The organism is Aurantimonas manganoxydans SI85-9A1, from assembly GCF_000153465.1.
GTDB classification, from domain to species: domain Bacteria; phylum Pseudomonadota; class Alphaproteobacteria; order Rhizobiales; family Rhizobiaceae; genus Aurantimonas; species Aurantimonas manganoxydans.
Genome location: NZ_CH672387.1, coordinates 2,285,580 through 2,311,296 on the forward strand (window position 1 = coordinate 2,285,580; position 25,717 = coordinate 2,311,296).

Annotated in this window: 28 protein-coding genes and 1 tRNA gene; 4 read left to right on the forward strand and 25 right to left on the reverse strand. The window is 67.3% G+C overall.

Translation table 11 applies throughout. The features are described from left to right. Positions 1-13 precede the first annotated feature (13 nt). From SI859A1_RS10865 to SI859A1_RS10920, 12 genes are all read right to left on the reverse strand, one after another. Complete coding sequence (locus SI859A1_RS10865; RefSeq protein WP_040326461.1) at positions 14-1,114, reverse strand: YeeE/YedE family protein; 1,101 nt, start codon at positions 1,112-1,114, stop codon at positions 14-16. A gap of 218 nt (positions 1,115-1,332) precedes the next feature. Beyond that, entirely contained in the window at positions 1,333-1,854 is a 522-nt protein-coding gene (locus tag SI859A1_RS10870) for a DsrE family protein (protein WP_009209814.1), read from the reverse strand. A gap of 14 nt (positions 1,855-1,868) precedes the next feature. Then, positions 1,869-2,402, reverse strand: coding sequence for a DsrE family protein (locus SI859A1_RS10875; protein ID WP_040325694.1), 534 nt, complete (start codon positions 2,400-2,402; stop codon positions 1,869-1,871). 66 nt (positions 2,403-2,468) lie between these two features. Further along, positions 2,469-3,626, reverse strand: a complete 1,158-nt coding sequence (locus tag SI859A1_RS10880; RefSeq protein WP_009209816.1) for a c-type cytochrome — start codon at positions 3,624-3,626, stop codon at positions 2,469-2,471. Next, positions 3,610-4,905 carry a sulfite dehydrogenase gene (gene soxC, locus SI859A1_RS10885; protein WP_040325695.1) on the reverse strand — a complete coding sequence of 432 codons (1,296 nt, stop codon included), beginning with the start codon at positions 4,903-4,905 and terminating at the stop codon, positions 3,610-3,612. The genes SI859A1_RS10880 and soxC overlap by 17 nt, the downstream gene beginning before the upstream one ends. A gap of 76 nt (positions 4,906-4,981) precedes the next feature. Then, positions 4,982-6,676 (reverse strand): thiosulfohydrolase SoxB, encoded by a 1,695-nt coding sequence (soxB, locus tag SI859A1_RS10890; protein ID WP_009209818.1) that lies wholly within the window; start codon positions 6,674-6,676, stop codon positions 4,982-4,984. 101 nt (positions 6,677-6,777) lie between these two features. Continuing rightward, positions 6,778-7,659, reverse strand: a complete 882-nt coding sequence (soxA, locus tag SI859A1_RS10895) for a sulfur oxidation c-type cytochrome SoxA (protein ID WP_009209819.1) — start codon at positions 7,657-7,659, stop codon at positions 6,778-6,780. 48 nt (positions 7,660-7,707) lie between these two features. After that, the gene (soxZ, locus tag SI859A1_RS10900) at positions 7,708-8,034 is read right to left on the reverse strand and encodes a thiosulfate oxidation carrier complex protein SoxZ (protein ID WP_009209820.1); all 327 of its coding nucleotides are present in this window, start codon (positions 8,032-8,034) and stop codon (positions 7,708-7,710) included. A gap of 81 nt (positions 8,035-8,115) precedes the next feature. Further along, complete coding sequence (gene soxY, locus SI859A1_RS10905) at positions 8,116-8,571, reverse strand: thiosulfate oxidation carrier protein SoxY (protein WP_009209821.1); 456 nt, start codon at positions 8,569-8,571, stop codon at positions 8,116-8,118. Positions 8,572-8,583: 12 nt separating this feature from the next. Beyond that, a complete protein-coding gene (gene soxX / locus SI859A1_RS10910; RefSeq protein WP_040326463.1) occupies positions 8,584-9,042 on the reverse strand; it encodes a sulfur oxidation c-type cytochrome SoxX in 459 nt (152 codons plus the stop codon). Between the two features lie 152 nt (positions 9,043-9,194). Next, the gene (locus SI859A1_RS10915; RefSeq protein ID WP_009209823.1) at positions 9,195-9,779 is read right to left on the reverse strand and encodes a thioredoxin family protein; all 585 of its coding nucleotides are present in this window, start codon (positions 9,777-9,779) and stop codon (positions 9,195-9,197) included. Between the two features lie 97 nt (positions 9,780-9,876). Next, on the reverse strand, positions 9,877-10,611 hold the full coding sequence (locus SI859A1_RS10920; RefSeq protein ID WP_009209824.1) for a cytochrome c biogenesis CcdA family protein: 735 nt from the start codon (positions 10,609-10,611) through the stop codon (positions 9,877-9,879). Positions 10,612-10,773: 162 nt separating this feature from the next. On the opposite strand from SI859A1_RS10920, the gene SI859A1_RS10925 reads away from it, so the two are divergent. The 3 genes from SI859A1_RS10925 to SI859A1_RS10935 all read left to right on the forward strand — a co-directional run bounded on the left by SI859A1_RS10925 (position 10,774) and on the right by SI859A1_RS10935 (position 12,751). Beyond that, entirely contained in the window at positions 10,774-11,157 is a 384-nt protein-coding gene (locus SI859A1_RS10925) for a thioredoxin domain-containing protein (protein WP_040325696.1), read from the forward strand. 1 nt (position 11,158) lies between these two features. Beyond that, positions 11,159-11,536 carry an ArsR/SmtB family transcription factor gene (locus SI859A1_RS10930; protein ID WP_040325697.1) on the forward strand — a complete coding sequence of 126 codons (378 nt, stop codon included), beginning with the start codon at positions 11,159-11,161 and terminating at the stop codon, positions 11,534-11,536. Positions 11,537-11,617: 81 nt separating this feature from the next. Continuing rightward, positions 11,618-12,751 carry a YeeE/YedE family protein gene (locus SI859A1_RS10935; protein ID WP_009209827.1) on the forward strand — a complete coding sequence of 378 codons (1,134 nt, stop codon included), beginning with the start codon at positions 11,618-11,620 and terminating at the stop codon, positions 12,749-12,751. Between the two features lies 1 nt (position 12,752). On the opposite strand, the gene SI859A1_RS10940 is transcribed toward SI859A1_RS10935, so the two are convergent. The 5 genes from SI859A1_RS10940 to SI859A1_RS10960 form a co-directional block, all read right to left on the reverse strand. Next, positions 12,753-13,655, reverse strand: coding sequence for an MBL fold metallo-hydrolase (locus SI859A1_RS10940; protein ID WP_009209828.1), 903 nt, complete (start codon positions 13,653-13,655; stop codon positions 12,753-12,755). A gap of 231 nt (positions 13,656-13,886) precedes the next feature. Next, positions 13,887-13,963 (reverse strand) — tRNA-Pro (locus SI859A1_RS10945). Positions 13,964-14,100: 137 nt separating this feature from the next. Beyond that, positions 14,101-14,514, reverse strand: a complete 414-nt coding sequence (locus SI859A1_RS10950; protein WP_009209829.1) for a Fur family transcriptional regulator — start codon at positions 14,512-14,514, stop codon at positions 14,101-14,103. Further along, entirely contained in the window at positions 14,511-15,335 is an 825-nt protein-coding gene (locus SI859A1_RS10955) for a metal ABC transporter permease (protein WP_009209830.1), read from the reverse strand. The genes SI859A1_RS10950 and SI859A1_RS10955 overlap by 4 nt, the downstream gene beginning before the upstream one ends. Then, positions 15,325-16,245 (reverse strand): ATP-binding cassette domain-containing protein, encoded by a 921-nt coding sequence (locus SI859A1_RS10960; protein ID WP_009209831.1) that lies wholly within the window; start codon positions 16,243-16,245, stop codon positions 15,325-15,327. Before SI859A1_RS10960 ends, SI859A1_RS10955 begins: the two co-directional genes overlap by 11 nt. 114 nt (positions 16,246-16,359) lie before the next feature. Between SI859A1_RS10960 and SI859A1_RS10965 the strand changes: the two genes are divergently transcribed. Further along, entirely contained in the window at positions 16,360-17,394 is a 1,035-nt protein-coding gene (locus tag SI859A1_RS10965) for a zinc ABC transporter substrate-binding protein (RefSeq protein WP_009209832.1), read from the forward strand. Positions 17,395-17,443: 49 nt separating this feature from the next. On the opposite strand, the gene SI859A1_RS10970 is transcribed toward SI859A1_RS10965, so the two are convergent. Genes SI859A1_RS10970 through SI859A1_RS11005 form a run of 8 tightly spaced genes read right to left on the reverse strand, consistent with a single transcriptional unit; the run spans position 17,444 to position 25,291 of the window. After that, positions 17,444-18,226, reverse strand: a complete 783-nt coding sequence (locus SI859A1_RS10970; protein WP_009209833.1) for a crotonase/enoyl-CoA hydratase family protein — start codon at positions 18,224-18,226, stop codon at positions 17,444-17,446. 32 nt (positions 18,227-18,258) lie between these two features. Continuing rightward, positions 18,259-19,131, reverse strand: a complete 873-nt coding sequence (locus SI859A1_RS10975; RefSeq protein ID WP_009209834.1) for a hydroxymethylglutaryl-CoA lyase — start codon at positions 19,129-19,131, stop codon at positions 18,259-18,261. After that, positions 19,128-19,790 (reverse strand): glutathione S-transferase family protein, encoded by a 663-nt coding sequence (locus tag SI859A1_RS10980; protein WP_009209835.1) that lies wholly within the window; start codon positions 19,788-19,790, stop codon positions 19,128-19,130. Before SI859A1_RS10980 ends, SI859A1_RS10975 begins: the two co-directional genes overlap by 4 nt. Next, complete coding sequence (locus SI859A1_RS10985; RefSeq protein ID WP_009209836.1) at positions 19,787-21,796, reverse strand: acetyl-CoA carboxylase biotin carboxylase subunit; 2,010 nt, start codon at positions 21,794-21,796, stop codon at positions 19,787-19,789. Before SI859A1_RS10985 ends, SI859A1_RS10980 begins: the two co-directional genes overlap by 4 nt. A 3-nt stretch (positions 21,797-21,799) precedes the next feature. Continuing rightward, a complete protein-coding gene (locus SI859A1_RS20335; RefSeq protein ID WP_009209837.1) occupies positions 21,800-22,252 on the reverse strand; it encodes a type II toxin-antitoxin system VapC family toxin in 453 nt (150 codons plus the stop codon). Next, positions 22,240-22,482, reverse strand: a complete 243-nt coding sequence (locus SI859A1_RS10995) for a FitA-like ribbon-helix-helix domain-containing protein (RefSeq protein WP_040325699.1) — start codon at positions 22,480-22,482, stop codon at positions 22,240-22,242. The genes SI859A1_RS20335 and SI859A1_RS10995 overlap by 13 nt, the downstream gene beginning before the upstream one ends. Positions 22,483-22,534: 52 nt before the next feature. Then, positions 22,535-24,142, reverse strand: coding sequence for a carboxyl transferase domain-containing protein (locus SI859A1_RS11000; protein WP_009209838.1), 1,608 nt, complete (start codon positions 24,140-24,142; stop codon positions 22,535-22,537). Further along, positions 24,143-25,291 carry an isovaleryl-CoA dehydrogenase gene (locus SI859A1_RS11005; protein WP_009209839.1) on the reverse strand — a complete coding sequence of 383 codons (1,149 nt, stop codon included), beginning with the start codon at positions 25,289-25,291 and terminating at the stop codon, positions 24,143-24,145. Positions 25,292-25,717: the final 426 nt, after the last annotated feature.

Below are 25,717 nucleotides of genomic sequence, written 5' to 3' on the forward strand. Positions count from 1 at the left end.
CCGTCCGGCCGGATTATTCGGCCGGCGAAAGCGATGCGTCGTGCAGCGTGTCCGCGGCGGGCGCCCGCTCCCGGTCGATGAAGCGATCGGCCAGCGCGGCGCCCACCACCATTGCGGCGAGACCGACCAGTGACGAGACCGCCAGCACCGCGCCGCCGGTGAAGCCCGCGCCGATGGTGCAGCCCACCGCCAGGATGCCGCCGAAGCCCATCAGGACGGCGCCGATCGTATAGCGCAGCACCGACGGCGTGCCGGGCTCGGTGAAGGTCGCGATGCGGAAATTGCCGAACAGGATTGCCGCGAGGAAAGCGCCGATCAGCGTGCCGATCAGAACGCCCTGATCGAGGCCGAAGAAGCTGTCCGGATCGGTGGCAAGCGCGCCGGTGGTGGCCAGCGGCCGGATATAGGAGAGGCTCTCGGCCTGGATCGGCTCGAACACCTGCAGCGACAGGGTGTAGGTGAAGTACCAGCCGGCGACGACGCTGGCGCCGACGCCGATGCCGCCGATGAATCGCCAGACGGACACCTTCGAGACCAGGGCGAGGGCCAGCGCCGAAACGGCAAGGATCGCACCGATGGCAATGCCGCCTTCCTGGCCGAGACCGGCATGGACGAGGAGGTCATTGCCGCCGATCGCCGCCGTGCTCCAAAGGCCGCCCGCCGCGTCGCGCAAGGGAACGAGGACGCCGCTATAGGTCGCCAGACCGACGATCGCGACAATCACCGACGTATAAAGCGCGCGCAGATTGCCCGATGCCGCCAAGACGATCATCCGGGAGACGCAGCCGCGCGACAGCACCATGCCGAGGCCGAAGACGAGGCCGCCGATGATGGCGCCGGACAGGCTCTGCGCGGTCGAGAAGAAGCGCGTCTCGCGCACGTCGACATAGCCGTAATTGAGCAGGAGCTGGATGCCGAGCACCGCGACGGCGAAGCCGCCGGCCCAGACCGCCAGCGCGGAGAGGCCACGCCGCCGGGTGAGATCCAGAACGGCCGAGCGCGTGCAGAACGCGCTGCGCTGGGCGAAGATGCCGAACAGGCCGCCGACGACGGCGCCGCCGATAAGCGCGGTGGCGTTCTCGCCGACGAGATCGATCAGGGGAACGAAATCCATCGCCATGTGTCCCGGTGCCGTTGCAATGTCCGAAACATATGCGGAGTTCACGATGTATTCGCGCTACAGGAATGCGGGCCGGGGCTGCAGGCGGAAACAGCTTTGCGGCAAACCCGCGCTGCGTGGATTCTCGTTCCCCCCGGCCGGTATCGGTCAGGTTCGGGCGTTCTCGACGGCGCGACGGCCAGGTTTGAACGCCAGAGGACTGTGCCGGGCGTTTACGGCTTGACCATGGTATAGCCGGTCTCGTCGAGACGGATCAGCTCGGCGACCCCGGCCTCCACCTCCTCGGCGAAGGAGACGATCTCGGGCCGCTCGCCCTCGGCCTGCTCGAGCGAATCGAGCGTGTTGCCGCAGGCCACGAAGCCGACATTCGGCATGCTCTGGTCGAAGGAGGTCAGCCGGTCCATCACCGGGGTGCGCTCCGGCCGCAGCATGTCGATGCCGGGGCCGTAGACGACGATGCGGATCTCCACCTCCTCGGCCTTGGCCGTGTAGAAGCGCGAAACATTGGCGGCGATATCGAGCGCCGACCGCATCGCCGCCTCGTCATTGTCGGAGACCTGCAGCGCCAGCTTGTGGGTGACGAAGCCGCCGTCGTCCTCGGCCTCCTGCGCCGAAGCCGCAGTGACAGTCTGACCGGCCGCCAGCATGGCGGCAAAGGCGAAGACCAGACCGGCCAGCGCCGCGGTCAGCCGGGTGCGCCGGAGCGCGATCGGTGCGGGGGCGTTGCTGGCCATGGTCTCGCCTTTCGTTACTGCAGCTCGAGCTCGGGGTATTTCGCGATCACGTCGTCGCGGTTCATCCGCGGCGTGAGCGCCGGATACATGTAGCTGTAGCCGGCATTCTCGTATTTCGCGATGTCGATCACCGCCGCCGGGACGACGGTGAACAGGTCGTAGAATTCGTCCGGCGCGTAGCCCCGGCCCTTGGCGGCGTTGCGGCAGATATGGAACTCGACACCCTCGTCGGCCAGTTCCTTGACCGCATCATAGACGTCCGGGAAGGCCGCGCGGTTGAGGCGCGAGAAGCCATGCAGTTCGTTGCCATGGGCGACGACGACGAATTTCGAGCCCTCGAAATCGCCGAATTCCTTGGCAGCCTTGATGTGGTTGCGGATGAAGCCGAGTGCCCGCACGCCGTCGAGCGGCGCATCGAAGTTGAAATCGTAGAGCACCTTCTGCGCCTCGTACTGCACGGGCTCGAAGGACGATTTGTCGTCCGGACCGGCCCTGACGGCGAGCGACGAGGCGACCAGCGCGGCGGCGGCTAGGAGGGCGATTTTCATGACGATGCCTTTCACTCGGGTCTGACCCGGGCCGGCAGGCCCGGCGCGGACCCCACCGGCCCCGCGTCAGTCGAAGTTACCACCCGCCGGCCCTTCGCCGCCACTGTCCGGCGTCACGTCGAGAACCTGCGCCCGCGAGGTGATCGACACCGGCCCCGGTTTGCAGTCCGACATGCAGGGATCGGCATCGGCCGTGTAATGGGCCTCCGATGCGCGGTCATCGGGAATGAAGCCGCCGGCATTCGGCATCTCGATGGTGGTGAAATTCTCGTTGGAGAGTTCGAACTCTTCGTCGGTCACCACGTCATTCAGATAGAGGACATAGGCCGTCAGCGCGTAGACGTCGTCGTCGCTGAGCGACCGCGCATTGCCGAAGGGCATGGCCCGCCGGATGTAGTCATAGGCGGTCGACAGATGCGGCCAGTAGGAGCCGACGGTCTTTTCGGGCCGTTCGCGGGTGAGCGTGTCCCGTCCGCCGGCCAGCACCGGCCAGCGACCCCTGCCCTCGCCGAAATCGCCATGGCAGGAGGCGCATTGCTCGGTGAAGATCACCTCGCCATCCGCGACCGTGCCGCTGCCGATCGGCAGTCCCTTGCCGTCCGGGCGGATGTCGATGTCCCAGGCGGCGACTTCCGCGTCCGTCGCGGCGCGGCCAAGACGCCGGGGGCCCGTGGACGATTCGCTATGCTGCGTTGGCGCGCTCGCCGACGCGGCGCTGCCGTGCGGCGATCCCTGCGCCACCGCGTCGGGCTGCGGCTCCGCTTCGGCCTCGGGCTCAGAGGATGCATCTTCGGCGGCGGCCGGCGGTGCGGCTTCGGCGGCCTGTTCAGCCGAGAAGGTCGCGAGATAGGCCAGGAGATCGGTGACCTCGCTGTCCTTCTTCAGCCCCGGAAACGCCATGCGGTTGCCCGGCAGCATGCCGCGCGGATCGGCAAGATAGGCCGCCAACGTCTCGTCGTTCCAGACGAGCCCCTCCGCCCCGGCGGTCTTCACGACGGGCGAGTAATTGTAGTCGTCGAGGCCACCGGCGGAGCGACCGTAGAGGTCGTTGAGATGCGGGCCGATCTTGTTCCTGGCGCCCTCGCCGACATCGTGGCAGGCGCGGCAGCGGTTGAAGACCTTCTTGCCGGCGGCTGCATCCCCCTCCTGCGCCAGTGCCGGTGCGGCGAACAGGCCGGCGGCGATCATAGCAACGACGAGTATCGTCTCAGGACACTTCGACATTCTCGAGCCCTCCCTCGGCGTTCAGGTGCCAGGTCTGGATGCCGTTGTTGTGGTAGATCGAGTTCTCGCCCCGTACGGTCCGCAGCGCGGACTTCGTCGGCTGGACGAAGCCCTCCTCGTCCATGGCCCGCGACTGCAGCAGCAGTTCGGAACCGTCCCAGTCGAAATCGTAGTAGAAGCGGTGCAGCGCCATCGGCAGGCTCGGCCCGTCGATCCGCGCCGCGTGCCAGTTGCGTCCCCCGTCGAGGGACACGTCCACCCGCTTGATCCTGCCATTGCCCGACCAGGCGAGCCCGCTCAGCACGGTGCGGCCGCGGCCATGGGTGATCGGGGCCTGCGGGCTCGGATTGGTGATGACCGACTTCACCTCCATGCCCCAGGTGAATTTGCGCGCCGTGCCGTTCGCCAGGAGATCGGTGTATTTGGAGGTTTCCTCGCGCTGCTCCCAGGGCTGGTCGCCGACTTCCAGCCGGCGCAGCCACTTGACCCACATGTTGCCTTCCCAGCCGGGCACGACGAGCCGCACCGGGTAGCCCTGTTCGGGCCGCAGCGCCTCGCCGTTCATCTTCCAGGCGACGAGGCAGTCGTCGAGAGCCTTCTCCATCGGGATCGAACGGGTCATTGCCGCCGCGTCGGCCCCCTCGGCGAGCAGCCATTTGCCGGCGGTCTTCACCCCGGCCTCCTCCAGCAGGTAGCGGAGCGGCGTGCCGGTATACATGACGCAATGGACCATGCCGTGGGTGAACTGGCAGCCATTGAGCTGGGCGCCGCGCCATTCCATGCCGCTATTGGCGGCGCATTCGAGGAAGTAGACACGGTTCTCGCGGGGGAAGCGCTTGATATCCTCCATGGTGAAGACCAGCGGACGATCGACAAGGCCGTTGATCATCAGGCGATGTTCGTCCGGCGGCACCTCGGCGACCCCGGCATGGTGGCGCTCGAAGCAGAGGCCGTTCGGGGTGATGATCCCCTCCAGTTCGTGCAACGGTGTGAAACTCACCGAACTCGTCGCATCGGCCGTCAGCCAGGACACGTCCCGGCGCACCACATGGGCCTCGAAGGGTGACGGCGTGCCATAGGGCCGCGTCACCACGCCTTCGCCGAGATAGCGGTTCCAGTCCTGGATCTCGGTGATTGCCGGATCCCCGCCGGCGGAGGCCGCGGCTGCGCTTCGCAGGCCGGCCAGCCCCGCAGCTGCGGTTCCGCCGATCGCAAGACCACGCTTCAGGAGGTTGCGGCGGGAGAGGCCGCGTTCGCTCGTTCCGGGTCCGTCGCTCATCCGCATTCCTCCCGACATATAAATATATGATATTTTGCATATATCATGCGGCAAGGCGCTTGTCGAGGCGCGGCTGTCAGCCCCGAACGGTCACGCTGCGGTTTTCGCTCGGCGAAATCTCGGGGTGGCCCTTCAGATAGCTTTCCACCAGATCCCAGATCGCCGGTCCCTCGGTGCCTTCGTTCACCGACGCCCAGCCCGCCACGACATAGTCGCGCCCGGCCTCGATCGGCTCCTGCGTGGCGAGGATGGTCATGTCGGAGATTCGCGATCCGATCTCCTTCGTCGGATCGATGCCGTAGCCGAGACCGCCGACGCGGACCATGTCGCCGCCCTGCTGGTAATAGGGATCGGCGTTGAAGAGATTGTCGGCGACATCCTCCAGCACCGCCTTCAGCGTCTCGCCGCTCATCGTGTTGCGGTAAACCTCCGGATAGGTCATGGCGCAGACGGTGTGCAGATCCTCGACGGTGATGTCGCTTCCGGCCGGGACGGACGTTCCCCATCTGAAGCCCGGCGACAGCGCGATCTCGGCATCGCGCTCGGCGAGCAGCGCGTCGCAGATGACGTCGTCCCAGGTGCCGTTGAAATTGCCGCGGCGATACAGAAGCCCGTCGGTGTGGCCGATGACCCGCTGCAACTCGTCCGTATAGGGCGCGCGGACCTCGTCAATGACGGCGGCCATTTCCGCGTCCGGGGTGATCACGTCGGAGAAGACCGGGATCAGCCGGTAGCGGAAATCCTTGAGGCGTCCATCGGCGATGTCGAGATCGAGGCGGCTGAGGAACTTGCCGTTCGAGCCCGAGGCGATCAGCAACGTGTTGCCGACCTGGACCGGCTCGGGCAGCGCGTCGTGGGTGTGGCCGGTCAGGATGATGTCGATGCCGTCGACCCGCGAAGCCAGCTTGCGGTCGACGTCGAAGCCGTTGTGGGACAGCAGCACGACGAGATCGGCCCCGGCCGCCCTCGCCGCTTCCACATGGGCGGCGATCTGCTCGTCGCGAATGCCGAAGGACCATCCGGGGATCAGCCAGGACGGATTGGCGATCGGCGTATAGGGAAAGGCCTGGCCGATCACCGCAACCTTGGAGCCACCGCGTTCGAACATCTTCCACGCCTCGAAGGCCGGTTCGTCCCATTCGCGGTCGAAGATATTGGAGCCGAGGAAGGGGAACGGCAGCGCGGCGATCGCCTCCTCCACCCGCTCGGTGCCATAGGTGAATTCCCAATGGCCGGTCATGGCGTCGGGCGCGATCACGTTCATCGCCGTGATCATGTCGGCGCCGGCGGTCTTGTTGGCCGTGTAGCTGCCCTGCCAGGTGTCGCCGCCGTCGAGCAGCAGCACGTTGTCGTCGCCGCGCTCGGCCCGCGCCCGCCGGACGATGGTCGCGATCCGGTCGAGACCGCCCATCCGGCCGTAGCGCGAGGCCAGCGCCGAGAAGTCCTCCGAGGTCAGCGCATAGGCGTCCGGCGATCCCGGCGCGATGTCGTAGAGCTTCAGGAAGTCCGCGCCGCTGACATGGGGCGGCAGGCCGGCCACCTCGCCGATGCCGATATTGACGGCGGGCTCGCGGAAGAAGACCGGCTTGAGCTGGGCATGGATGTCGGTGACGTGGAGCAGCGTCAGATTGCCGAAATCGGGCGCGCCGAGGAGAGCATCCTCGTTGAGCGCCTGCTGGGCAGCGGCGCGGGACCAGCGCCCCGACAGGCCGGAGCCGGTGAGCGCCGCCAGCGCGACGGTCGCGGTCAGAAACTCACGTCTGGAGAACATGGCTCACCCCCGGTCCGGATCGCATCGGCGGTCCGGACTTGATTCCGTGTCGAATTGTCAGATGCGCGAGGGGCGGCCGCAGCCGCCCTCGCCGCGGCCGGCTACTGGCGAACGGCCGGCGTCTCGACCGACAGGCCGCCACCGCGCCAGGCCGTATAGACCTCGAGCGCCATCAGCTCGTCGGAGAAGGCCTTCGGGAACTCGGCCCGGGTGTCGCGGATGCAGCCGCGGAAACGGTTGTGCAGCGACACGAGATTGGCCTGCTTCAGACGGTAGGTCGGGAAGCCGTTGGTGTTGCCCTGGCTGAGGTGGTCGGCGCGGATGTAGCGACCGTTATTGTCCTCGTGGCAGGAGGCGCAGGACAGGTTGAGCTGGCCGGTGCGCAGATAATAGCGCTCCTTGCCCCGCTCCCACCAACTCATCATCTCGCCGGCGGCCAGATCCACCTCGACGGGCGTTCCCAGCGACTGGTGCTTGATGAAGGCGGTCAGGTCCTTCTGGTCCTGGGCGTCGAACTTGTAGGGCTCGGCCTGCATGTGTTCGGTCCGGCAGGCATCGATCTGCAATTCGACATTGATCGGTCGGCTGTTCGCCGCGTCCCACTTCGGATAGCTGGCGCCGACGCCCGCCATGCTCTCGGAGGCGTCCTCGTGGCAAGTCGCGCAGGACTTGCCGGCGGCGCCCTCGACCGTGTTCCAGATCTCCTCGCCCCGCTCGACATTCAGCATGCCGGGATTCTCGAAGCTGTCGGACTCGACCTGGCGCGTCTCCGCCTCACGGTAGAGCCAGCCGGAGCGCACTTCGTCGAAGGGATGTCCTTCAGGCTCGCTCGGCGCGGGGGCGACGGTGATCATCTCCTGGCCGTCGATGGACAGCCCCTCGTCGACCGGGTCGGCGAGAGCACCGGAAACGAGCGCGAGACTCCCCAGGCAGGACACACTCAACAGGGCGATAACAGTCTTCTTCACGCAATTTCCTCCCATTTCGAGGCTCGGCGCCGGACCGACCGATACCGCTCCCCCGTCCGACGTCTACTTGACCTCGATGGTCTGCTCGTCGGTGTAGGTCTCACCGTTGTCGTCCACCCAGGTGAACTTGAACGTCCCGCTTTCGGGCACCTTGGCGGTGAACTCGAAATACGGATTGGCCGACACGGCCGGCTCGATATCGCATTCGAACACCTTGGTTCCGTTGAACTCGCAGGTGAACTTGTTGATGATCTGCCGCGGGATCGGATTGCCGTCCTTGTCCTTGCGCTGGCCGGATTCCATCTCGTGGCTGATCAGGGTCTTGATGGTGATGACTTCCCCGGCGCTGGCGCTCTTGGGAACCTTCACTCTCGGCTTCGGCGTTGCCATGTCTCGTTCTCCTGGGGTGACATCCGCCGCTGCGGGCCGGGTCACGCATCGATCCTCGTGGGTGAAGCGGTCGCCTCGGCGTCAGCCGCCGCAGCCGCCGATCGTCACCTTGACTTCCTTGCGATCCGAATAGGTCGAGCCGTCGCTCATCTTCGCGACGGCGATGACGTTCTGCGTCTTGGCCAGCCGGATGCGCGTCGTCGCGGCGGCAGCACCGCTCATCGGCGTGAAGTGGAAGGTCGCGACCTCGGGATTGGGATTGCCCTCGGCGAAGATCGTCACCGATTCCACGTAGCTGTCGTCGGTCATCGGGCTCTCGACATCGACGGAGATCGGCACGGTGTTGCCGTTCTCTGCGATCTCGGGCGCCGTCAGGGTGATCTTGCCGGTCTCCGGCGTCTTGCCGCCGGTGAAATCCGCCAGCGCCTTCTCGGTCGCCTCGACCGTGGCAAAGGCCCGGCCCGGCGCAAAGGCGAACATGCCCGCCGTGGCCGCTCCGGCGGACAGGGCGAAAAGCTTGCGTCTCGTCACGTACATCGAATGTCCTTCCTATTCGCCCTTGAGCGTCGCCAGATAAGCGACGACGTCTTCGACCTGCTGGGCCGAAAGGATCGTCTTGCCCTGAAATTTCTCGGCCACGTCAACGCCGACATCCAGCGTGTAGAAGCCCGGCATGATCGTCTGCTCGCCAAAGACTTCCTTGGCGTTCGCGACGATCGCGCGGATCTGGCCCGGTTCCCAGCGCTCGGCGACGCCATCGAGCGCCGGTCCGACATTGCCGTGGAAGAGCTCGCTCTCGAGGTCCTGGACCATGTGGCAGGCAAGGCAGTTGCCGAGACCGCGATTGGCGAAGACCTTGCGCCCCTCGACCGGGTCGCCCGGCTGACCGGTCAGCGAATCCGCCACCGCCATGTCCGCGAAGGACACCTCGGCCGGGGCGGTTTCTGCAGCGAGTGCCAGCGGCGTCACGGCCACGGACAATGCAAGGCTCAGCGCGAACGAACGCATCATGGACAAGGCTTCCTCCCGAATGTCGGCTTTGGGTAGCCGATCTGCTTCGATCCTGTCGACCCAGTAAAGCAGGACGGCGACATCAATTCAAGTATTGTTATTTTCGAATGTATTGTAGCGATGCAATATTCTTGCTGCACTGCAGCAAGTCATTCGGTCGTTTCCATCGCCCCGCCGTCGGCCGCCAGCTTGCGCGCATGGTATTTCTGGAAGTGCTCGTCGCCCTCGTAGCCCTTCTCGCGAACCCACTGGAACATATGCAGGAACGTCGACTTGCCGAAGGCGCCAGGCATGGACGCGACAGCCGCCTCCCCCACGGTTCCGTCCTCCGGAGCAATTTCCGGCATGAACAGGATGGTCGGGGTGAAGACCACGCTCCAGCGGCGGGCCGCGGTCTTCTCCGACAGCGACGACCCGTCCAGGTCGGTGACCTCCTCGTCGCCGAACATGTTGTACTGCACCACGTTGAAATTCGCCGTGATGTAGTCGCGCACCTGCGGATCGGAGAGGACCTCCTCGTGCATCTTGCGGCAGTAGATGCAGCCGCGCTGCTCGAAGACGATGGCGAGGCGCTTGCCCTCCTCGCGGGCGGTTTCGATGTCCTCGGCCACGTCGCGGAACGACAGCGAGAACCAGGGCTGCTTGTGCAGGCCATCGTCGCCGATCTCGGCGGCCTGAGACAGCGTCGTGGCGGCCAGAAACGCCACCAGCGACAGCATGAAGATCCGTGCCATATCGTCCTCCTCGACGTGCGATCATCCCTGACGCGACCGACTGGAGGCCCCGTCCGCCCTGCAAGTGCCCGCCGCCCACGGAGCGGCCGGCTTCCTTCTAGCCGATCGTCGCGAAGACCGGAAAGGTCCCTAGCAACCAGTAGGAGATGGTGGCCATCTGTCCGGTGACGAACAGAATGCCGGTGACCACCAGCGCGCCGCCCATGATCTTCTCGACGGTGGCCATGTGCCGGCGTATCCGTGCCGCGAAGGCCAGGAACCTCGTGGCGAAGGCGGCGGCCAGCAGGAACGGCACGCCGATCCCGATCGAATAGGTGGCCAGCAGCCCGGCGCCGCGCAGGGCGGTGTCCTGCGACCCGGCGACGAACAGGATCGCCGCCAGCACCGGCCCGACGCAAGGCGTCCAGCCGAAGGCGAAGGCCAGACCGATGACATAGGCGCCGAGCGGCCCGGCGGGCTTCTGGGCGACGTTCACCCGCGCCTCGCGGTAGAGCAGCGACAGCCGGAAGACGCCGAGGAAGTGCAGGCCCATGATGATGATGATGATGCCGGCGACGACCGACAGGACATCGAACCACTGGGCGATCACCTGCCCGACCAAGCTCGCCGTGGCGCCGAGCGCGACGAAGACCGTGGTGAAGCCGGCCACGAAAGCCAGCGAGGCCAGCATGATCTGCCGTGCCACGGCCGGTTCGGTGCCGCGTTCGCGAACCTGGTCGAAGCTCAGCCCGGCCAGATAGGCGAGATAGGGCGGAACGATCGGCAACACGCAAGGCGAGACGAAGCTGAGAAGCCCCGCCAGCAGTGCGGCGCCATAGCCGACATCGAGCATTTGGACGTTTCCGATTGCGAACTTATCTGAGGCCAGCAACGGTCGCCGGCTTGCTCCGGCGGGATCCGGCCATTAGATAGAAGAATGCATATGTTATCATCAATAGCAATTCCACCGACCGGGCGCCCGCGCCGCCCCGTCAGGCGAGTCGGACGGTCGATCGTGGCCGCGGTCTTCGCATGGACGCTGCTGGGTGTGACCGCAAGCCCGTCCCTTGCCGCCGAACTCCTCATGCTGGAACGGCCCGGCTGCATCTGGTGCGCGCGTTTCGACGCCGAGATCGCGCCGGCCTATCCGAAGACCGAGGCCGGACGCACCGCCCCGCTGCGCCGGGTCGACGTCAGCGAGCCGTGGCCGGACGATCTGCAGCATATTGCGCCGGAGCGGGTGACACCGACCTTCATTCTGGTCGACAATGACCGCGAGATCGCGCGGCTGCGCGGCTATCCTGGGGAAGACTTCTTCTGGGGCCTTCTCGACGACATGCTGGCCGACCTGCCGGCCAGGACCGCGGCTTCGCGCGCACCGACCCGACCGAGCGAGTGACTTGAGCAATCTGACCAACTGGGCCGTTCCCAAATTCGATCCCTCGACCTCTCCGGAAGAGACCGAGGCGTTCTTCGCCCAGGCCCGCAAGGCGAGCGATCTTCTGAAGGCGATGTCGCACGAAACGCGGCTCGTCATCCTGTGCCTGTTGTCGGAGAAGGAGCGCTCCGTCGGCGACATCGAGTCGATCCTGTCGATGCCCCAGGCGGCGGTGTCGCAGCAGCTCGCCCGGCTGCGCTTCGACCGGCTGGTCAAGACGCGGCGCGAGGGGCGCACGGTCTATTACAGCCTCGCCAGCGAGGAGGTCACGTCGCTGATCGGGACGCTGTACGAACTGTTCTGCGCGCCCGTCAGGGGCACGCCGGACGCGCCGCGCTGAGCGTCTTCGGCGGATGCATCGTCCGGCCGCGGGCGACGGCGATCGGCTTGTAAGCGCTGCGGGCCAGGCATAGGCTCGCAGGTGGACGCGCCCGTTGGGCGCTCGGGAGGCACCGACATGCTGGTGGAAAGCGGCCTTGCGCTGCCGCTGGCGGGACTGCTCGCCGGCACGGCGATGGGCTATGTCGCCCGCAGACAACATTTCTGCACCCTCTCCGCGCTGGAGCGACGCTGGTACGCCGGCGACGACAACGGCCTGCGCGCCTGGGGCCTCGCCATTCTCGTGGCGATCGTACTCACCCAGCTGCTCGTTCTCGCCGGCCAGTTCGCCCCGGAGCAGAGCTTCTATCTCACCCCCGCCTTCGGCTGGACCGGGGCTATCCTCGGCGGGCTTGCCTTCGGTGTCGGCATGGCGCTGGTCGGCACTTGCGGCTTCGGGGCGCTGGTGCGGCTGGGCGGCGGCTCGTTGCGCGGGCTGGTGGTCATTCTCGTTCTCGGCTTGTCGGCGCTTGCCGCCCAGCGCGGCATCCTGGCGCTCGGCCGCGTCGCCCTCGTTGATTCGCAGGCCTATGATCTGACTCGGCTCGGGGCGCCCGACCAGACCCTCGGCGCGGTCGCGAGTGCACTTGCCGGCCGCGACCTGCGATGGCTGATGACCCTCGCCGTCGTTGTGGCGCTCGGCACCTGGGTCTTCCGCTCCGCCAGCTTCCGCAGCGACCGCGGCAAGATCCTCGCCGGCACCGCCATCGGCGCGGCCGTCACCTTTGGCTGGCTGGCGACGACATGGGTCGCCAGCCGCTCCTTCGTGCCGGTGCAGGTCGAGAGCGCCTCCTTCGTGGTGCCGCCCGGCGACCTGCTTCTCCAGATTGTGGCCTATACCGGCGCCCTGCCCGATTACGGCGTCGGGCTGGTTCTCGGCGTGGTCGTCGGCGCCGCGCTTGCCGCCTGGCGTCGCGGCGACGTGCGCTGGGAGGCCTGCGACGACGCCCGCGAACTGTCGCGGCACCTCCTCGGCGCCATGCTGATGGGGGTCGGCGGGGTATTCTCGCTGGGCTGCACGATCGGCCAGGGCATCTCGGCCGCCTCGCTGCTCACCATCTCGGCCCCGATCGTGCTGATCTCGATCGCCATCGGCGCGCGGCTGGGCCTCGCCTATATTCTCGAAGGCTCGATCCGCCACGCCTTCCGCGGCATCGAACGGCGGCCGGCCGAATAGCTCAGGCGCCCGGCACGAAGCGATAGGCCGTTCCGTCCGTCTCGACACGGCCCAACCCGCCCTGCGGCAGGTGGAAGCCGACGAAGCGCAGCCTGTCGGCCGCCAGGCGGTCGAGCAGTCGGCGGCGCGTCGCCGCGCCCATTTCGGCATCCTGATCGGCCCCCCAAGGCAGATCCGGCCGTGCGAAGGAGACCGGGTCGTTGGAGATGGCGTCGCCCACCACCATCGCCGGCGCATCGAGGCCGTGCAGCACGAAGGCGCAATGGCCCGGCGTGTGTCCGAAGGCTGCCATGGCCTCGACGCCCGTCACCGGCTCGGAGCCGGCGTCGAACAGCGTGGTTCTCTCTTCAATGGCATCGAAGCGGCTGCGCGCCCCGACGACGAAGTTCTGCCGCTCCTCCGGCAGACCGGTCAGTGCCGCCTCGGAACGCCAGAAATCCCATTCGATGCGGCAGATGTGAAAGGCCGCCTCGGGAAAGGCGATCTCGTCGAAATCGTCGAGGACGCCCCAGATGTGATCGGGATGGGCGTGGGTGAAGATGACGTCGGTGATCGCGCCGGGATCGATGCCCGCCGCATCGAGACTGTCCGGCAGACGGCCGGCGCTGGGCATGAAGTTCGGCCCGGAGCCGGCATCGAACAGGACCAGACGCTCGCCGCTGCGGTAAAGGGTCAGATTGCAGGGCGGCGTCAGCACCGCCCCCTCACCCGTCGCCGGAAGACCGAGCTCTTGCCGATCCTCGTCCGGCAGGCCGGATAGGAGAAACGACGCCGGCAGTTCCAGATGACCGTCGCTGAGTGTCGCCAGCGGATCAGCCGGCGATGCCGCACGGACCCTGCCCCCGGCCGCGATCGCGCCGGCCAGCGCGGCCCCGCCAACCATCAGATTGCGTCGCGTGATCATGGCATCCTCCCGTCAAACCCGTTGACCGCATTCATACATGCGATTTTCACGATGTATAGGCGCTCAAAGAGGACCGAGTCCGAGTGCGTGGCCTTTGGCCATCGAGGGGTGATGCGCGGAACGCCTGCGCCAGCAGCGCTGCGAACGCCGCAAAACAGCGGCTGAACGTCTGAGAGAATGATCGGGAAATCGTGCGCTCGACGAAGACGGCTACCGTCTTCGGAGAAATGCTGGTCGGAGTGGCAGGATTCGAACCTGCGACCCCCTCGTCCCGAACGAGGTGCGCTACCAGGCTGCGCTACACTCCGTGACCTGCGCCGCGGTGTATAGCGACGGTGTCCTTCGCCTGCAAGCGCAGATCACGCATTCTGTCGTGCAAATTTCGCATTTTCCGCCGGCGGTGCCGGCAAGGCGATCGCGCCGTCCCGATCCGGCGCCGGACGGCTCAGATCCCGGCCTCGTTCCGGCTGCATTCGGCGCAGCGGCCGTTGATCTCGATCGAGGTGCGCACCGGCCGGAACCCTTCCGATTCCGCCCAGCCCTGCAGCCTTTCGCAGATCACGTCATCGGAGAATTCCCAGACCCGGGCGCAGGATTCGCAGATGCCGAAGGCGATCATGGCACTGCCGTGATGTTCGCCCGGATGGGTGCAGGCGACGAAGGCCTTGCGGCTGTCGATCCGGTGGATCAGGCCGCAATCGATCAGCTTGTCGAGGGCGCGATAGACCTGCAGCGGCGCGCGAAACCCCTCGTCACGCAGGCGATCGAGGATGGTGTAGGCGCTCAATGGTTCGTCCGCTCCGTCGAGCGTGTCGAAGACGAGGCTCTGGTTGCGGGTGAGATTCGGGCGGGCGCTCATCGCGATGCCTCCGCGGCCGGGTCGCGCGCCGCGCCGCGCAGCGGCCAGGGCAGCAGGCTGACAAGGAACAGGGCGAGCGCGGCCACAACGATGGACGGGCCCGACGGCGTATCGAAGTGCAGCGAGCCGAACAGCCCCCCCGCCGCCGCCGCCGCACCGACGCCGGCGGCCAGCAGCGCCATCAGTTCCGGCGTCGCGGCGAAGCGCCGGGCAGTCGCGGCGGGAATGATCAGCAGCGAGGTGATCAGCAGGATGCCGACGATCTTCATGGCGATGGCGATGACCAGCGCCATCAGCAGCATGAACAGGAAGCGGGTGCGTTCGGGCGACAGGCCCTCGGCCTCGGCGAGCTCGGCGCTGACGGTCGATGCCAGCAGCGGGCGCCACAAAAACAGCATGCCGACGAGAATCACCACGCCACCGAGATAGATCGCCAGGAGATCGACGCGGGAGACGGCGAGAATGTCGCCGAAGAGGAAGCCCATCAAATCGATCCGCACCCAGGTCATGAAGGCGATCAGCACCAGGCCGAGGGCGAGCGTGGAATGGGACAGGATGCCCAGCAGCGCGTCGGTGGAGAGCCCGCCGCGCCGCTGCAAGAGGACCAGCGCGGCGGCGACGATTGCGGCGACGCCGAAGACGCCGAGCATCAGGTCGATCTCGAAGGCGGTGGACAGGGCGACGCCGAGCAGCGCCGAATGGGCCATCGTGTCGCCGAAATAGGCCATGCGCCGCCACACGACGAAGCAGCCGAGCGGTCCGGCGACCAGCGCGATGCCGATGCCGGCGAGAACCGCACGGACGAAGAAATCATCGAGCATCGACGGGCTCCTTGCGGATCGTGCCCGCATTCTCGGCTTCAGCCGGCGTCGCGTGCGAGCCGTGGTGGTGATGGTGGTCATGGCCGGCGTGGTGATCGTGCGCGCCATGGTGCCCGGCAACGGGCGTGCACTCGTCGTCGATGGTGCCATCGGCGAAGCGGACGCGCCCGTCGGGCAGATGGGCGTGATCGTGATGATGGGCGTAGATCGCCAGCGTCTCGGCGGCGCGCGGTCCGAACATCCGCTGATAGGCCGGCGAGGACGCGACCGACTGGGGCGAGCCCTGGCAGCAGACATGGCCGTTGAGGCAGACCACCGTGTCGGTCTTGGCCATCACCACGTGCAGGTCATGGGAGACCAGCAGGATGCCGCAGCCCTCGCTGTCCCGGATATCGGAGATCAGGTCGTAGAGCGCCACCTCGCCGGAGAAGTCGACGCCCTGCACCGGTTCGTCGAGGACCAGGAGATCCGGCTTGCGCAGCATGGCGCGGGCCAGCAGCGCCCGCTGGAACTCGCCGCCGGACAGGTGATGCACTTCCGAGCGGGCCAGATGCCCGATACCGACACGCGCCAGCGCCGCCTCGACGGCGGACCGCGTCGCCGGATTGGTCAGCGTCATCAGCCGTTCGACGCTCAGCGGCAGGGTCCAGTCGATGGACAGCTTCTGAGGGACATAGCCGATGGTCAGCTTCGCGGCGCGGCGCACCGTGCCCTCGTCCGGGGCCAGCACGCCGATGGCGCTGCGGGCGGTCGTCGACTTGCCGGAGCCGTTCGGCCCGATCAGCGTGACGATCTCGCCGCGCCGCAAGGTCAGGTCGATGCCGCGCACCAGCCAGCGGCCGGACCGGCGCACGCCGACCCCCCGCATTTCGACCAGGGCGTTCGGTTCCGTCGGAGGCTGGTGGCGCATGCGATACCTGCAAATGAGGACTTGTCGAGCGATATGGCAGACGTTATAGCATTACGCAAGCTGGACGTTATGACATAACATATCGCTTCACCTCGACACCGGAAGGTTCCCACCATGCGCATGCTCCGCCTCCTGCTTCTCGCCAGCGCCACGTCGCTGGCATCCTTCGCCCCGGCCCAGGCCGAGGCGCCCAAGGTCATCGCGTCGATCAAGCCGGTCCATTCGCTCGTCTCTTCGGTCATGGCGGGCGTCGGCGAGCCGGCGCTGCTGGTCGCGGGTTCGGCGTCTCCGCATACCTACGCCATGAAGCCGTCGGATGCCGCCGCCCTGCAGGACGCCGACATCGTCTTCTGGGTCGGCGATGCGCTGGAGACATTCCTCGTCAAGCCGATCGAGACGATGGCAGGCGACGCCACCAGCGTCGAGCTGGTCGACACGCCGGGCCTGGAAACACTGCCCTTCCGCGAGGGTGGTCCGTTCGAGGAGCATAAGGACGAGGAAGACGGTCACGACAAGGCCGGGCATGAGGGCCGCGAGCATGGCGAGACCGGCCATGAAGACCATGCGCAGGCCGACGGCGACCACAAGGACGGGGAGCACGCCAGGGAAGCGCATGGCCACGATCATGGCGAGGTGGACATGCATGTCTGGCTCGACCCGTTGAATGCCCGCGCCATGACCGCGCATATCGCCAGCGTCCTGTCGGATGCCGATCCCGAAAACGCCGCCAGATATCAGGACAACGCCAAAGAGCTGGACGCCCGACTGGCGGGGCTGATCGCCGAGATCGACGGGCAACTCGCCGAGGTCCGCGGCACGCCCTTCATCGTCTTCCACGACGCCTACCAGTATTTCGAGCATCGCTTCGACGTGAAGGCGGCAGGCTCGATCACCGTCAGTCCCGACCGGCTTCCGGGCGCCCTGCGGATCGCCGAGATCCAGGCGAAGGTTCGCGACAGCCGCGCTGCCTGCGTCTTCGCCGAACCCCAGTTCGAGCCGCAGCTCGTCGATGTGGCGATCGAGGGATCGGCGGCGCGTTCCGGGGTGCTCGACCCGGAAGGCGCTAGCATCCCCGAGGGGCCGGAGCTGTATTTCACCTTGCTCGGCGATCTGGCGGGCTCGCTGCGGAGCTGCCTGGCGGGCGAATAAACCGATCAACCTGCGGCCGCGCCCCGAGGCGGTCGCAGCCCGGACTGCGTCAGCCGGCGAAGGCGGCAGGCCGCTTGTCGAAGAAGGCGCCGACGCCCTCGCGGGCATCGGCCGTCTCCCAGGTGTCGGCGAGCCGCCGGGCGGTCTCCTCCAGCGTCGCATCGTCGATGACGGGACCGAGCGACCGGGCCAGGTTCTTGGACGCCGCCACCGCGGCGGGCGAACAGGCGAGATAGGGTGTCACTTCCGCCGCGATCGCCGCATCCAGCTCGTTCGCCGGAACCGCCTTTGCCAGAAGCCCGAGATCGACAGCCTCGGCCGCGCCGAATAGCCGGGCCGACGTGAAGACCCGGCGGGCCCGCCCCTCGCCCATGCGGGCCAGGACGTAGGGCGAGATGGTCGCCGGGATCAGGCCGAGCTTCGTCTCGGTGAAGGCAAAGCGCGCCGCGTCGCTGGCGATGGCGACGTCGCAGACCGAGATCAGCCCGAGACCGCCGCCGAAGGCCTGGCCATTGATCCGGCCGATCAGGGGTTTGGGCAATTCGTTCAGCGCCCTGAGCATGCCGGCGAGTTTCATCGCCTCGGCGATGCGGTCCGCGCGGGTGGCAGCGAACTGGGCCTTCATCCAGTTGAGATCGGCGCCGGCCGAAAAGCTGCGCCCTTCGCCGGTCAGGACGACCACCCGCACCGCCGGATCGCCGCCAAGCTGGCGCGCCGCCTCGTGCAATTCGCCGATCATCGCCGCATCCATGGCGTTGTGGCGCTCGGCCCGCGTCAGGGTGAGCGTCGCGACGCCCCTCTCGTCGGTGTCGATGCGGATCGTGTCGGTCATGGTGTCTCCCCGGCCCTGCGGCCGTCATGCGATCAGGCGCCAGCGGGCTCGGCCGGCCGCAGCGTGCGCGCGAAGGCGGCAGCCTCTGCCAGCGCGGCGGGGTCCAGCCCCGTTTCGAAGCCGCGCTGCCGCAGCAGCGCATCGACCTTCAGCGTGTCGACATTGCCCTTGGCGCCGGGTGCATAGGGACAGCCGCCCAGCCCGCCGACGGCGGCATCGAAGGTCCTCAGGCCGAATTCCAGGCTGGCGGCGATGTTGTCGAGCGCGCGGTTGGTGGTGTCGTGGTAATGGCCGGCGAGCCGCGCGGCCGGCGCGACGTCCAGCACCGCCGTCAGCATCGCGGGGATGGTCTCGGGCGTGCCGCGACCGATCGTGTCGCCCAGCGAGACCTCGTAGCAGCCCATGGCGAGGAGCGCCTCGGTGACGGCGGCCACCGCGCCGGGCGCGACCGGCCCCTCATAGGGGCAGTCGGTGACGCAGGAAACATAGCCGCGTACCGGCACCCCCGCGGTCTTCGCGGCCTCGGCCACCGGGCGGAACCGCTCGAGGCTCTCGGCGATCGAGCAATTGATGTTCTTCCGGCTGAAACTCTCCGAAGCAGCACCGAAGATCGCCACTTCATCGGCTTTCGCCGCGCGCGCCGCCTCGAAGCCGCGCAGGTTGGGAGTGAGCGCCGTATAGGCAATGCCCGGCCGGCGGACGATGCCGGCCAGTACCTCGGCCGCATCGGCCAGTTGCGGCACCCATTTCGGCGAGACGAAGCTGGTCACCTCGATCTTGGCGAAGCCGCAGGTGGACAGGAGATCGACCAGCCGGATCTTGTCGTCCGTGGCGATCAGGCACTTTTCGTTCTGCAGCCCGTCGCGCGGACTCATCTCGAAGAGGGTGATGGCGGACGCGGTCATGACGGCTCGAAATAGCGTTCGCGCGTATAGATGCGATGGGCCGCATCCGGGGCCGGCAACGCGGCACGGAAGGCCGGCCGCTCGGCCAGACACGCGTAGTAGGCCGCAATACGCGGAAACGCGGCAAGGTCGGTGAACAGCCGCGCGATGTGGATGCTGTAGCCGACCCCGACATCCACCGCCGAGAAGCCGGAGGCCAGCAGATGATCGCGACCATCCAGCCGGTCCTCGACGACGCCGAGTGCCTTTTCCAGACGCCGCGTCTCCAGCTTGACGAGGGTCGCCGATTGCAGCGCCGGATCGGTAATGACGAGGATCTGCTGGGTGAGGCTGGCCACATGCACCGAGACCGTCTCGGCATAATGCAGCCATTGCAGCCATTCGGCCCGCTCCGGCGTGCCGGGGGCCCGCCAGAGGCCGGAGTCGCGCCCATAGGTCTCGCAGAGATATTCGGCGATGGCGCCGCTTTCGAACAAAGTCACCGGCCCGTCAACCAGCGCCGGCACCCGGCCGAGCGGATGCACCGCAAGGTAGGCGGGATCGCGCAGTTCCCGGCCAAAGGGATGGACGATCACGTCCACGTCCAGCCCCAGTTCGTGGATCAGCCAGAGCGAGCGCATCGAGCGCGCCTCGTGGCAATGGTGGAGGGTGAGGGTCATCCGGCCTCGGGCTCCAGCACCAGAAGCAGCGCGCCATCCTCGACCTGATCGCCCTCGTCCACCAGCAGCTCGGCGACCGTGCCGTCGCGCGGGCTCTTCAGCGTGTGCTCCATCTTCATCGCCTCGAGCACGATCAGCGCCTCGCCTTTCGTCACCGTGGCCCCGGCCTTCACCGCGACCAGTTTGACCAGACCCGGCATCGGCGCGGCGACGCGGTCGCCCCCGCCGCCCTCGTCGGCATGGGCCATGGCGCTGTAATCGGCGAAGCGATGCGCCGCCCCGTCGAGGAAGACGGTCAATGCGTCCGCCTCACCGGCAATTGCGGCGCCGAAGACGCGGCCCTCGGTCTCGACGCGGATCGTGTTGCCGCCGCCTGGGACCTCGGCCAGCGCCAGTTCCAATGTCGCCCCCTCGGCTGCGACCGAAAAGCGGCCCTTGCCGAGATCGGAGACGATCAGGTCGTGACGCGTGTTCCCCTCGCCCTCGAAGCGCGCGGCCTGCCGGGCAACGCCCCACGCGCGAAACCCGCGTAGCCTCGTCCAGGGATCGGCGCCCTGATCGCCCGACCCGTCGCCGGCTGCCGGGACATGGCCCAGCTGCGCCAAGGCGGCGATCGCCGCAGCTTCGGCGGAGCGGGCTTCGGGCGCGGTCAGCGCCTCCTGGTCGCGTCCGATCAGGCCGGTATCGACGTCGCCGGCGGCGAAATCCGCATGGCTTGCCAGCCGCGACAGGAAGGCGACGTTGGTCACCGATCCGGCAATGCGGGTTTCGGCCAGTGCGGCGCGCAACAGCCCCAGGGCACTGGCCCGGTCGGGTCCGTGGACGATCAGCTTGGCGATCATCGGATCGTAATGCGGGGTGATCCGGTCGCCTTCCCGCACCCCGGTGTCGATGCGGGCGCCTGTCGCCGGAAACCGCAGATGGGTCAGCGTGCCGGTCGCGGGCAGGAAGCCGCGCGCCGCATCCTCGGCATAGATCCGCGCCTCGAAAGCGTGGCCGTCGATCGCCAGATCAGACTGGGCGAAGGGCAGTGGCTCGCCGGAGGCGACGCGCAATTGCAGCTCGACCAGATCCAGCCCGGTGACCGCCTCGGTGACCGGATGCTCCACCTGCAGGCGGGTGTTCATCTCCATGAACCAGAACCGGTCCGGCCGCAGCCCGTCGGAGGCGTCGACGATGAACTCGATCGTGCCTGCGCCGGCATAGCCGATGGCCTTGGCCGCGGTGACCGCCGCTTCGCCCATGGCCGCGCGCATCTCGGCCGGCATGCCGGGCGCCGGCGCTTCCTCGATCACCTTCTGGTGGCGCCGCTGCAGTGAACAGTCGCGCTCGAACAGATGCACGGCGTTGCCATGACTGTCGCCGAAGACTTGGATCTCGATATGCCGGGGCTTCTCGACATATTTCTCGATCAGGCAGTGGGGATCGCCGAAGGACGCCTGCCCTTCCCGCCTTGCGCCGTCCAGCGCGGCGCGGAACTCTCCGGGATCCTCGACCCGGCGCATGCCCTTGCCGCCGCCGCCGGCCCGCGCCTTGATCAGCACCGGATAGCCGATCTGGTCGGCCTCGCTGGCGAGGAAGTCCGGGTCCTGTCCGTCGCCGTGATAGCCCGGCACCACCGGCACGCCGGCCTCATTCATCAGCCGCTTGGCGGCATCCTTCAGGCCCATCGCCCGAATGGCGGAAGCCGACGGGCCGACGAAGATCAGCCCCGCCGCCGTGACGGCATCGACGAAATCCGGGTTCTCGGACAGAAAGCCATAGCCCGGGTGAATGGCCTTGGCGCCAATGCGGCGGGCGGCTTCGATGATCCGGTCGCCGCGCAGATAGCTGTCGGCCACTGCCGCGGAGCCGATCCGCACAGCCTCGTCGGCCATGGCGACATGCATGGCATCGCAATCGGCATCGGAGAACACGGCGACGGTGCGGATGCCGAGCCGCTTCGCCGTACGGATCACCCGGCAGGCGATCTCGCCACGATTGGCGATGAGGAGGGAGGTGATCATGGCCTACTCCGGACCGAACTGCAGGTCATCGAAGGCGATGCGCCGCATGGTGTCTGGCATACGCAGTCGCCTGTCGGCGCTGAGAAACACGTCGCATCCTGCACGTATCGCACAAGCGACGTGTATGGCATCCGGCAACTGCAGATAGTCGAGCGCCCGCAACTCCGCCGCCCGCACGAAGATGCCGCGATCGGCCGGAACGAGCGGCAGCGTCCGTTCATCTTCGAAGAACCTCAGAAGCGCGCCGAGGCGAGTCCGATCGCCGTCGCGGATCGGTTTGACGAGACATTCGGCCAAGGCTACTCCGCTTGAAAACACGCTTACATCTCCCGCGTCTGCGGCTTTCAGGAACCGCTCCTGCGCCGGCGTGAACGCGCTCTGTCTCTCCACGATCGCGATGATCGTGTTGCTGTCGAGGTAGAACCGCTCTCGCCCCGCCTCGCTCACCGCTCCCATTCATCCCGCAGCTTGCGGACGTCTTCGACGATCTCCTCGACCGTGCGCGAACTCGGAGCCGAGCCGGCCAGTGCCCACAGCGAGACGCGCTCGACCGATTCCGGCGCGTTGGTGGCGCGCTTCAGGATGTCGCGGATCTCCGCTTCGGTGGACCTCTTGTTGGCCCTCGCGCGCGCCTTCAGCGCGTCGAGCACATCGTCATCCAGTTTCCGAACCGTGATCTGGGCCATCGTCGCCTCCTGATGCCATCATAATGATAGCCCTTGCGGACGCCCATACCAATCACATCCGGAACAGGCCAAACCGGGTTTCCGGGATCGGCACGTTCAGCGAGGCCGAGAGCGACAGGGCCAGGATCTCGCGGGTCCTGGCCGGATTGACGATGCCGTCGTCCCACAGGCGCGCGGAGGCGTAGAGCGGATGGCTCTGGCGCTCGAACATCTCGATCGTCGGGCGCTTGAACTCGGCTTCCTCTTCGGCCGACCATTCGCCGCCGTGCCGTTCGATGCCGTCGCGCTTTACCGTCGCCAGCACGCCCGCCGCCTGCTCGCCGCCCATCACGGCGATGCGGCTGTTCGGCCAGGTCCACAGGAAACGTGGGCTGTAGGCCCGGCCGCACATGCCGTAATTGCCGGCGCCGTAGGAGCCGCCAATCAGCATCGTGACCTTGGGCACCGAGGTCGTGGCGACGGCGGTGACCAGCTTGGCGCCGTGCTTGGCGATGCCGCCCGCTTCATAGGCGCGGCCGACCATGAAGCCGGTGATGTTCTGCAGGAAGACCAGCGGGATCTTGCGCTGCGAGCAGAGCTCGACGAAATGCGCGCCCTTCACGGCGCTTTCGGCGAACAGCACGCCATTGTTGGCGACGATGCCGACCGGGATGCCGCAGACATGGGCGAAGCCGCAGACCAGGGTCGGCCCGTAGCGCGCCTTGAACTCGTCGAAACGCGAGCCGTCGACGATGCGGGCAATGGCCTCGCGCACGTCGTAGGGCGTCTTCGGGTCGGCCGGCACGATGCCGAGCAGTTCTTCGGGATCGTAGGCCGGCGCCTCGGGCGCCTGCAGTTCCACCGTGAACGGTTTCGGCCGGTTCAGATTGGCGACGGCCCGGCGGGCGAGTTCCAGCGCGTGGAGATCGTCATTGGCGAGATGGTCGGCGACGCCGGAGAGCCGGGTATGGACGTCGCCGCCGCCCAGATCCTCGGCCGAGACCACCTCGCCCGTGGCGGCCTTCACCAGCGGCGGGCCCGCAAGGAAGATCGTGCCCTGATTGCGCACGATGATGGTCTCGTCGCTCATCGCCGGCACATAGGCGCCGCCAGCGGTGCAGGAGCCCATGACGACGGCGATCTGGGGAATGCCCTTCGCCGACATCTGCGCCTGATTGTAGAAGATGCGGCCGAAATGGTCGCGGTCCGGAAAGACTTCGTCCTGGTTCGGCAGGTTGGCGCCGCCGGAATCGACCAGATAGACGCAGGGCAGGCCGTTCTGCTCGGCGATCTCCTGGGCTCGCAGGTGCTTCTTTACCGTCGTGGGGAAGTAGGTCCCGCCCTTCACCGTGGCGTCGTTGGCGAGGACCATCACCTCGCGGCCCGCCACCCGGCCGATGCCGGCGATCATGCCGGCCGCCGGCACCGCGCCCTCGTAGAGCCCGTGCGCCGCGAACAGGCCGACCTCCAGAAAGGGCGAGCCGGGATCGAGCAGGCTCTCCACCCGATCACGCGGCAACAGCTTGCCGCGTGACAGATGCCGTTCGCGCGCCCTGTCGCCGCCGCCGACCATGGCGGCTTCGGCGGCCGCTTCGACCGCCTGCATCTGCCTGGCCATGGCGTCGCGATTGGCCGCGAAGGCGTCGGACCGCGGCGAGATGGACGAGGTGAGGACCGCCACCTACGCGGTCTCCCGGAACAACTCGCGACCGATCAGCATGCGGCGTATCTCCGAGGTGCCGGCGCCGATCTCGTAGAGCTTGGCGTCGCGCAGCAGCCGGCCGGTCGGATAGTCGTTGATATAGCCGTTGCCGCCCAGCGCCTGGATCGCCTCCAGCGCCATCTGGGTCGCCTTCTCGGCGGCATAGAGGATGCAGCCGGCGGCGTCCTTGCGGCTGGTCTCGCCGCGATCGCAGGCCGCCGCCACCGCGTAAACATAGGCCCGGCAGGCATTCATCGTGACATACATGTCGGCGAGCTTGCCCTGCATCAGCTGGAACTCGCCGATCGGCTGGCCGAACTGCTCGCGCTCGTGGACGTAAGGCACGACGACGTCGAGGCAGGCGGCCATGATGCCGAGGGGGCCGGCCGAGAGCACCACGCGTTCGTAGTCGAGGCCGCTCATCAGCACCTTGGCGCCGCCGCCCTCCTCGCCGAGGATGTTCTCGTAGGGCACCTCGCAATCCTGGAACACCAGCTCGCAGGTGTTGGAGCCGCGCATGCCGAGCTTGTCGAGCTTCTGGGCGGTCGAGAAGCCGGCCATGTCCTTCTCGATCAGGAAGGCCGTGATGCCGCGCGGGCCGGCATCCGGATCGGTCTTGGCGTAGACGATCAGGGTCGAGGCATCGGGACCGTTGGTGATCCACATCTTGGTGCCGTTGAGGACGAAGCGGTGGTTGCGCTTGTCGGCCCGCAGCTTCATGCCGACGACATCGGAGCCGGCGCCGGATTCCGACATGGCGAGCGATCCGACGTGCTCGCCCGAGACGAGCTTCGGCAGGTATTTCGCCTTCTGCTCGGCGGTGCCGTTGCGCCGGATCTGGTTGACGCAGAGATTGGAATGGGCGCCGTAGGACAGGCCCACCGAGGCCGAGGCGCGGGAGATCTCCTCGATGGCGACGCAATGGGCAAGATAGCCCATGGCCGAGCCGCCATATTCCTCCTCGACCGTGACGCCAAGGAGCCCGAGCGCGCCGAGTTCGGTCCACAGTTCGTTGGGAAATTCGTTTGTCCGGTCGATCTCCGAGGCGCGGGGGGCGATCCGCTCCTGCGCGAAGCGGCGCACCATGTCGCGCAGCGCCTCGATCTCCTCGCCAAGCGCGAAATTCATGCTCTTGTCGAACATCGTCCTGTTCCTCCCTGACCCCGGCCGTCCGCAGGACGGGCGTTCGGGATCGACCGCGAATCGTGCCGGTCTTCTCCCTGTAGCCGGCATTGGCGGCGAAGGTCTCCCCTCCCCGTGCGAAGGTCAACACGCCAGCCGGTCGCAGCGCCCGCAATGCGTCATCCGGCGAGCCCGGCCCGACGCCGGCTCGCGCCCCGCCAGCAACCGGCCAGTCATGGCGCGGATCGATATTGCTGCATCGCAATATTGCACTGCATTATCGCACGGAGGGACAATATAGGACAGACGTCGAGGCCGGTTCATCCGAAAGTACTATAGTCGAAAACCGCGGACTCGTGGACGATGCGCGTCATCCGGCGGGACCTGGGGCGGACGATCGATATGTCGTGCTGTCTGCCGCTACGGCCGGAA

Excerpts from the sequence above, each read along its gene's own strand:
- soxX (WP_040326463.1), bottom strand. The coding sequence starts at position 9,042 with ATGCGTTCGTTCGCGCTGAGCCTTGCATTGTCCGTGGCCGTGACGCCG.
- soxA (WP_009209819.1), bottom strand. The coding sequence starts at position 7,659 with ATGGGAGGAAATTGCGTGAAGAAGACTGTTATCGCCCTGTTGAGTGTG.
- soxZ (WP_009209820.1), bottom strand. The coding sequence starts at position 8,034 with ATGGCAACGCCGAAGCCGAGAGTGAAGGTTCCCAAGAGCGCCAGCGCC.
- SI859A1_RS11005 (WP_009209839.1), bottom strand. The coding sequence starts at position 25,291 with ATGAATTTCGCGCTTGGCGAGGAGATCGAGGCGCTGCGCGACATGGTG.
- SI859A1_RS10955 (WP_009209830.1), bottom strand. The coding sequence starts at position 15,335 with ATGCTCGATGATTTCTTCGTCCGTGCGGTTCTCGCCGGCATCGGCATC.
- SI859A1_RS10920 (WP_009209824.1), bottom strand. The coding sequence starts at position 10,611 with ATGCTCGATGTCGGCTATGGCGCCGCACTGCTGGCGGGGCTTCTCAGC.
- SI859A1_RS10880 (WP_009209816.1), bottom strand. The coding sequence starts at position 3,626 with ATGTCGAAGTGTCCTGAGACGATACTCGTCGTTGCTATGATCGCCGCC.
- soxC (WP_040325695.1), bottom strand. The coding sequence starts at position 4,905 with ATGAGCGACGGACCCGGAACGAGCGAACGCGGCCTCTCCCGCCGCAAC.
- SI859A1_RS10970 (WP_009209833.1), bottom strand. The coding sequence starts at position 18,226 with ATGACCGACACGATCCGCATCGACACCGACGAGAGGGGCGTCGCGACG.
- SI859A1_RS10940 (WP_009209828.1), bottom strand. The coding sequence starts at position 13,655 with ATGATCACGCGACGCAATCTGATGGTTGGCGGGGCCGCGCTGGCCGGC.
- SI859A1_RS10960 (WP_009209831.1), bottom strand. The coding sequence starts at position 16,245 with ATGCGCCACCAGCCTCCGACGGAACCGAACGCCCTGGTCGAAATGCGG.
- SI859A1_RS10965 (WP_009209832.1), top strand. The coding sequence starts at position 16,360 with ATGCGCATGCTCCGCCTCCTGCTTCTCGCCAGCGCCACGTCGCTGGCA.
- SI859A1_RS10875 (WP_040325694.1), bottom strand. The coding sequence starts at position 2,402 with ATGAAAATCGCCCTCCTAGCCGCCGCCGCGCTGGTCGCCTCGTCGCTC.
- SI859A1_RS10950 (WP_009209829.1), bottom strand. The coding sequence starts at position 14,514 with ATGAGCGCCCGCCCGAATCTCACCCGCAACCAGAGCCTCGTCTTCGAC.
- SI859A1_RS10985 (WP_009209836.1), bottom strand. The coding sequence starts at position 21,796 with ATGATCACCTCCCTCCTCATCGCCAATCGTGGCGAGATCGCCTGCCGG.
- SI859A1_RS10915 (WP_009209823.1), bottom strand. The coding sequence starts at position 9,779 with ATGGCACGGATCTTCATGCTGTCGCTGGTGGCGTTTCTGGCCGCCACG.
- SI859A1_RS20335 (WP_009209837.1), bottom strand. The coding sequence starts at position 22,252 with ATGGGAGCGGTGAGCGAGGCGGGGCGAGAGCGGTTCTACCTCGACAGC.
- SI859A1_RS10975 (WP_009209834.1), bottom strand. The coding sequence starts at position 19,131 with ATGACCGCGTCCGCCATCACCCTCTTCGAGATGAGTCCGCGCGACGGG.
- SI859A1_RS10980 (WP_009209835.1), bottom strand. The coding sequence starts at position 19,790 with ATGACCCTCACCCTCCACCATTGCCACGAGGCGCGCTCGATGCGCTCG.
- SI859A1_RS10865 (WP_040326461.1), bottom strand. The coding sequence starts at position 1,114 with ATGGATTTCGTTCCCCTGATCGATCTCGTCGGCGAGAACGCCACCGCG.
- SI859A1_RS10870 (WP_009209814.1), bottom strand. The coding sequence starts at position 1,854 with ATGGCCAGCAACGCCCCCGCACCGATCGCGCTCCGGCGCACCCGGCTG.
- soxY (WP_009209821.1), bottom strand. The coding sequence starts at position 8,571 with ATGTACGTGACGAGACGCAAGCTTTTCGCCCTGTCCGCCGGAGCGGCC.
- soxB (WP_009209818.1), bottom strand. The coding sequence starts at position 6,676 with ATGTTCTCCAGACGTGAGTTTCTGACCGCGACCGTCGCGCTGGCGGCG.
- SI859A1_RS10995 (WP_040325699.1), bottom strand. The coding sequence starts at position 22,482 with ATGGCCCAGATCACGGTTCGGAAACTGGATGACGATGTGCTCGACGCG.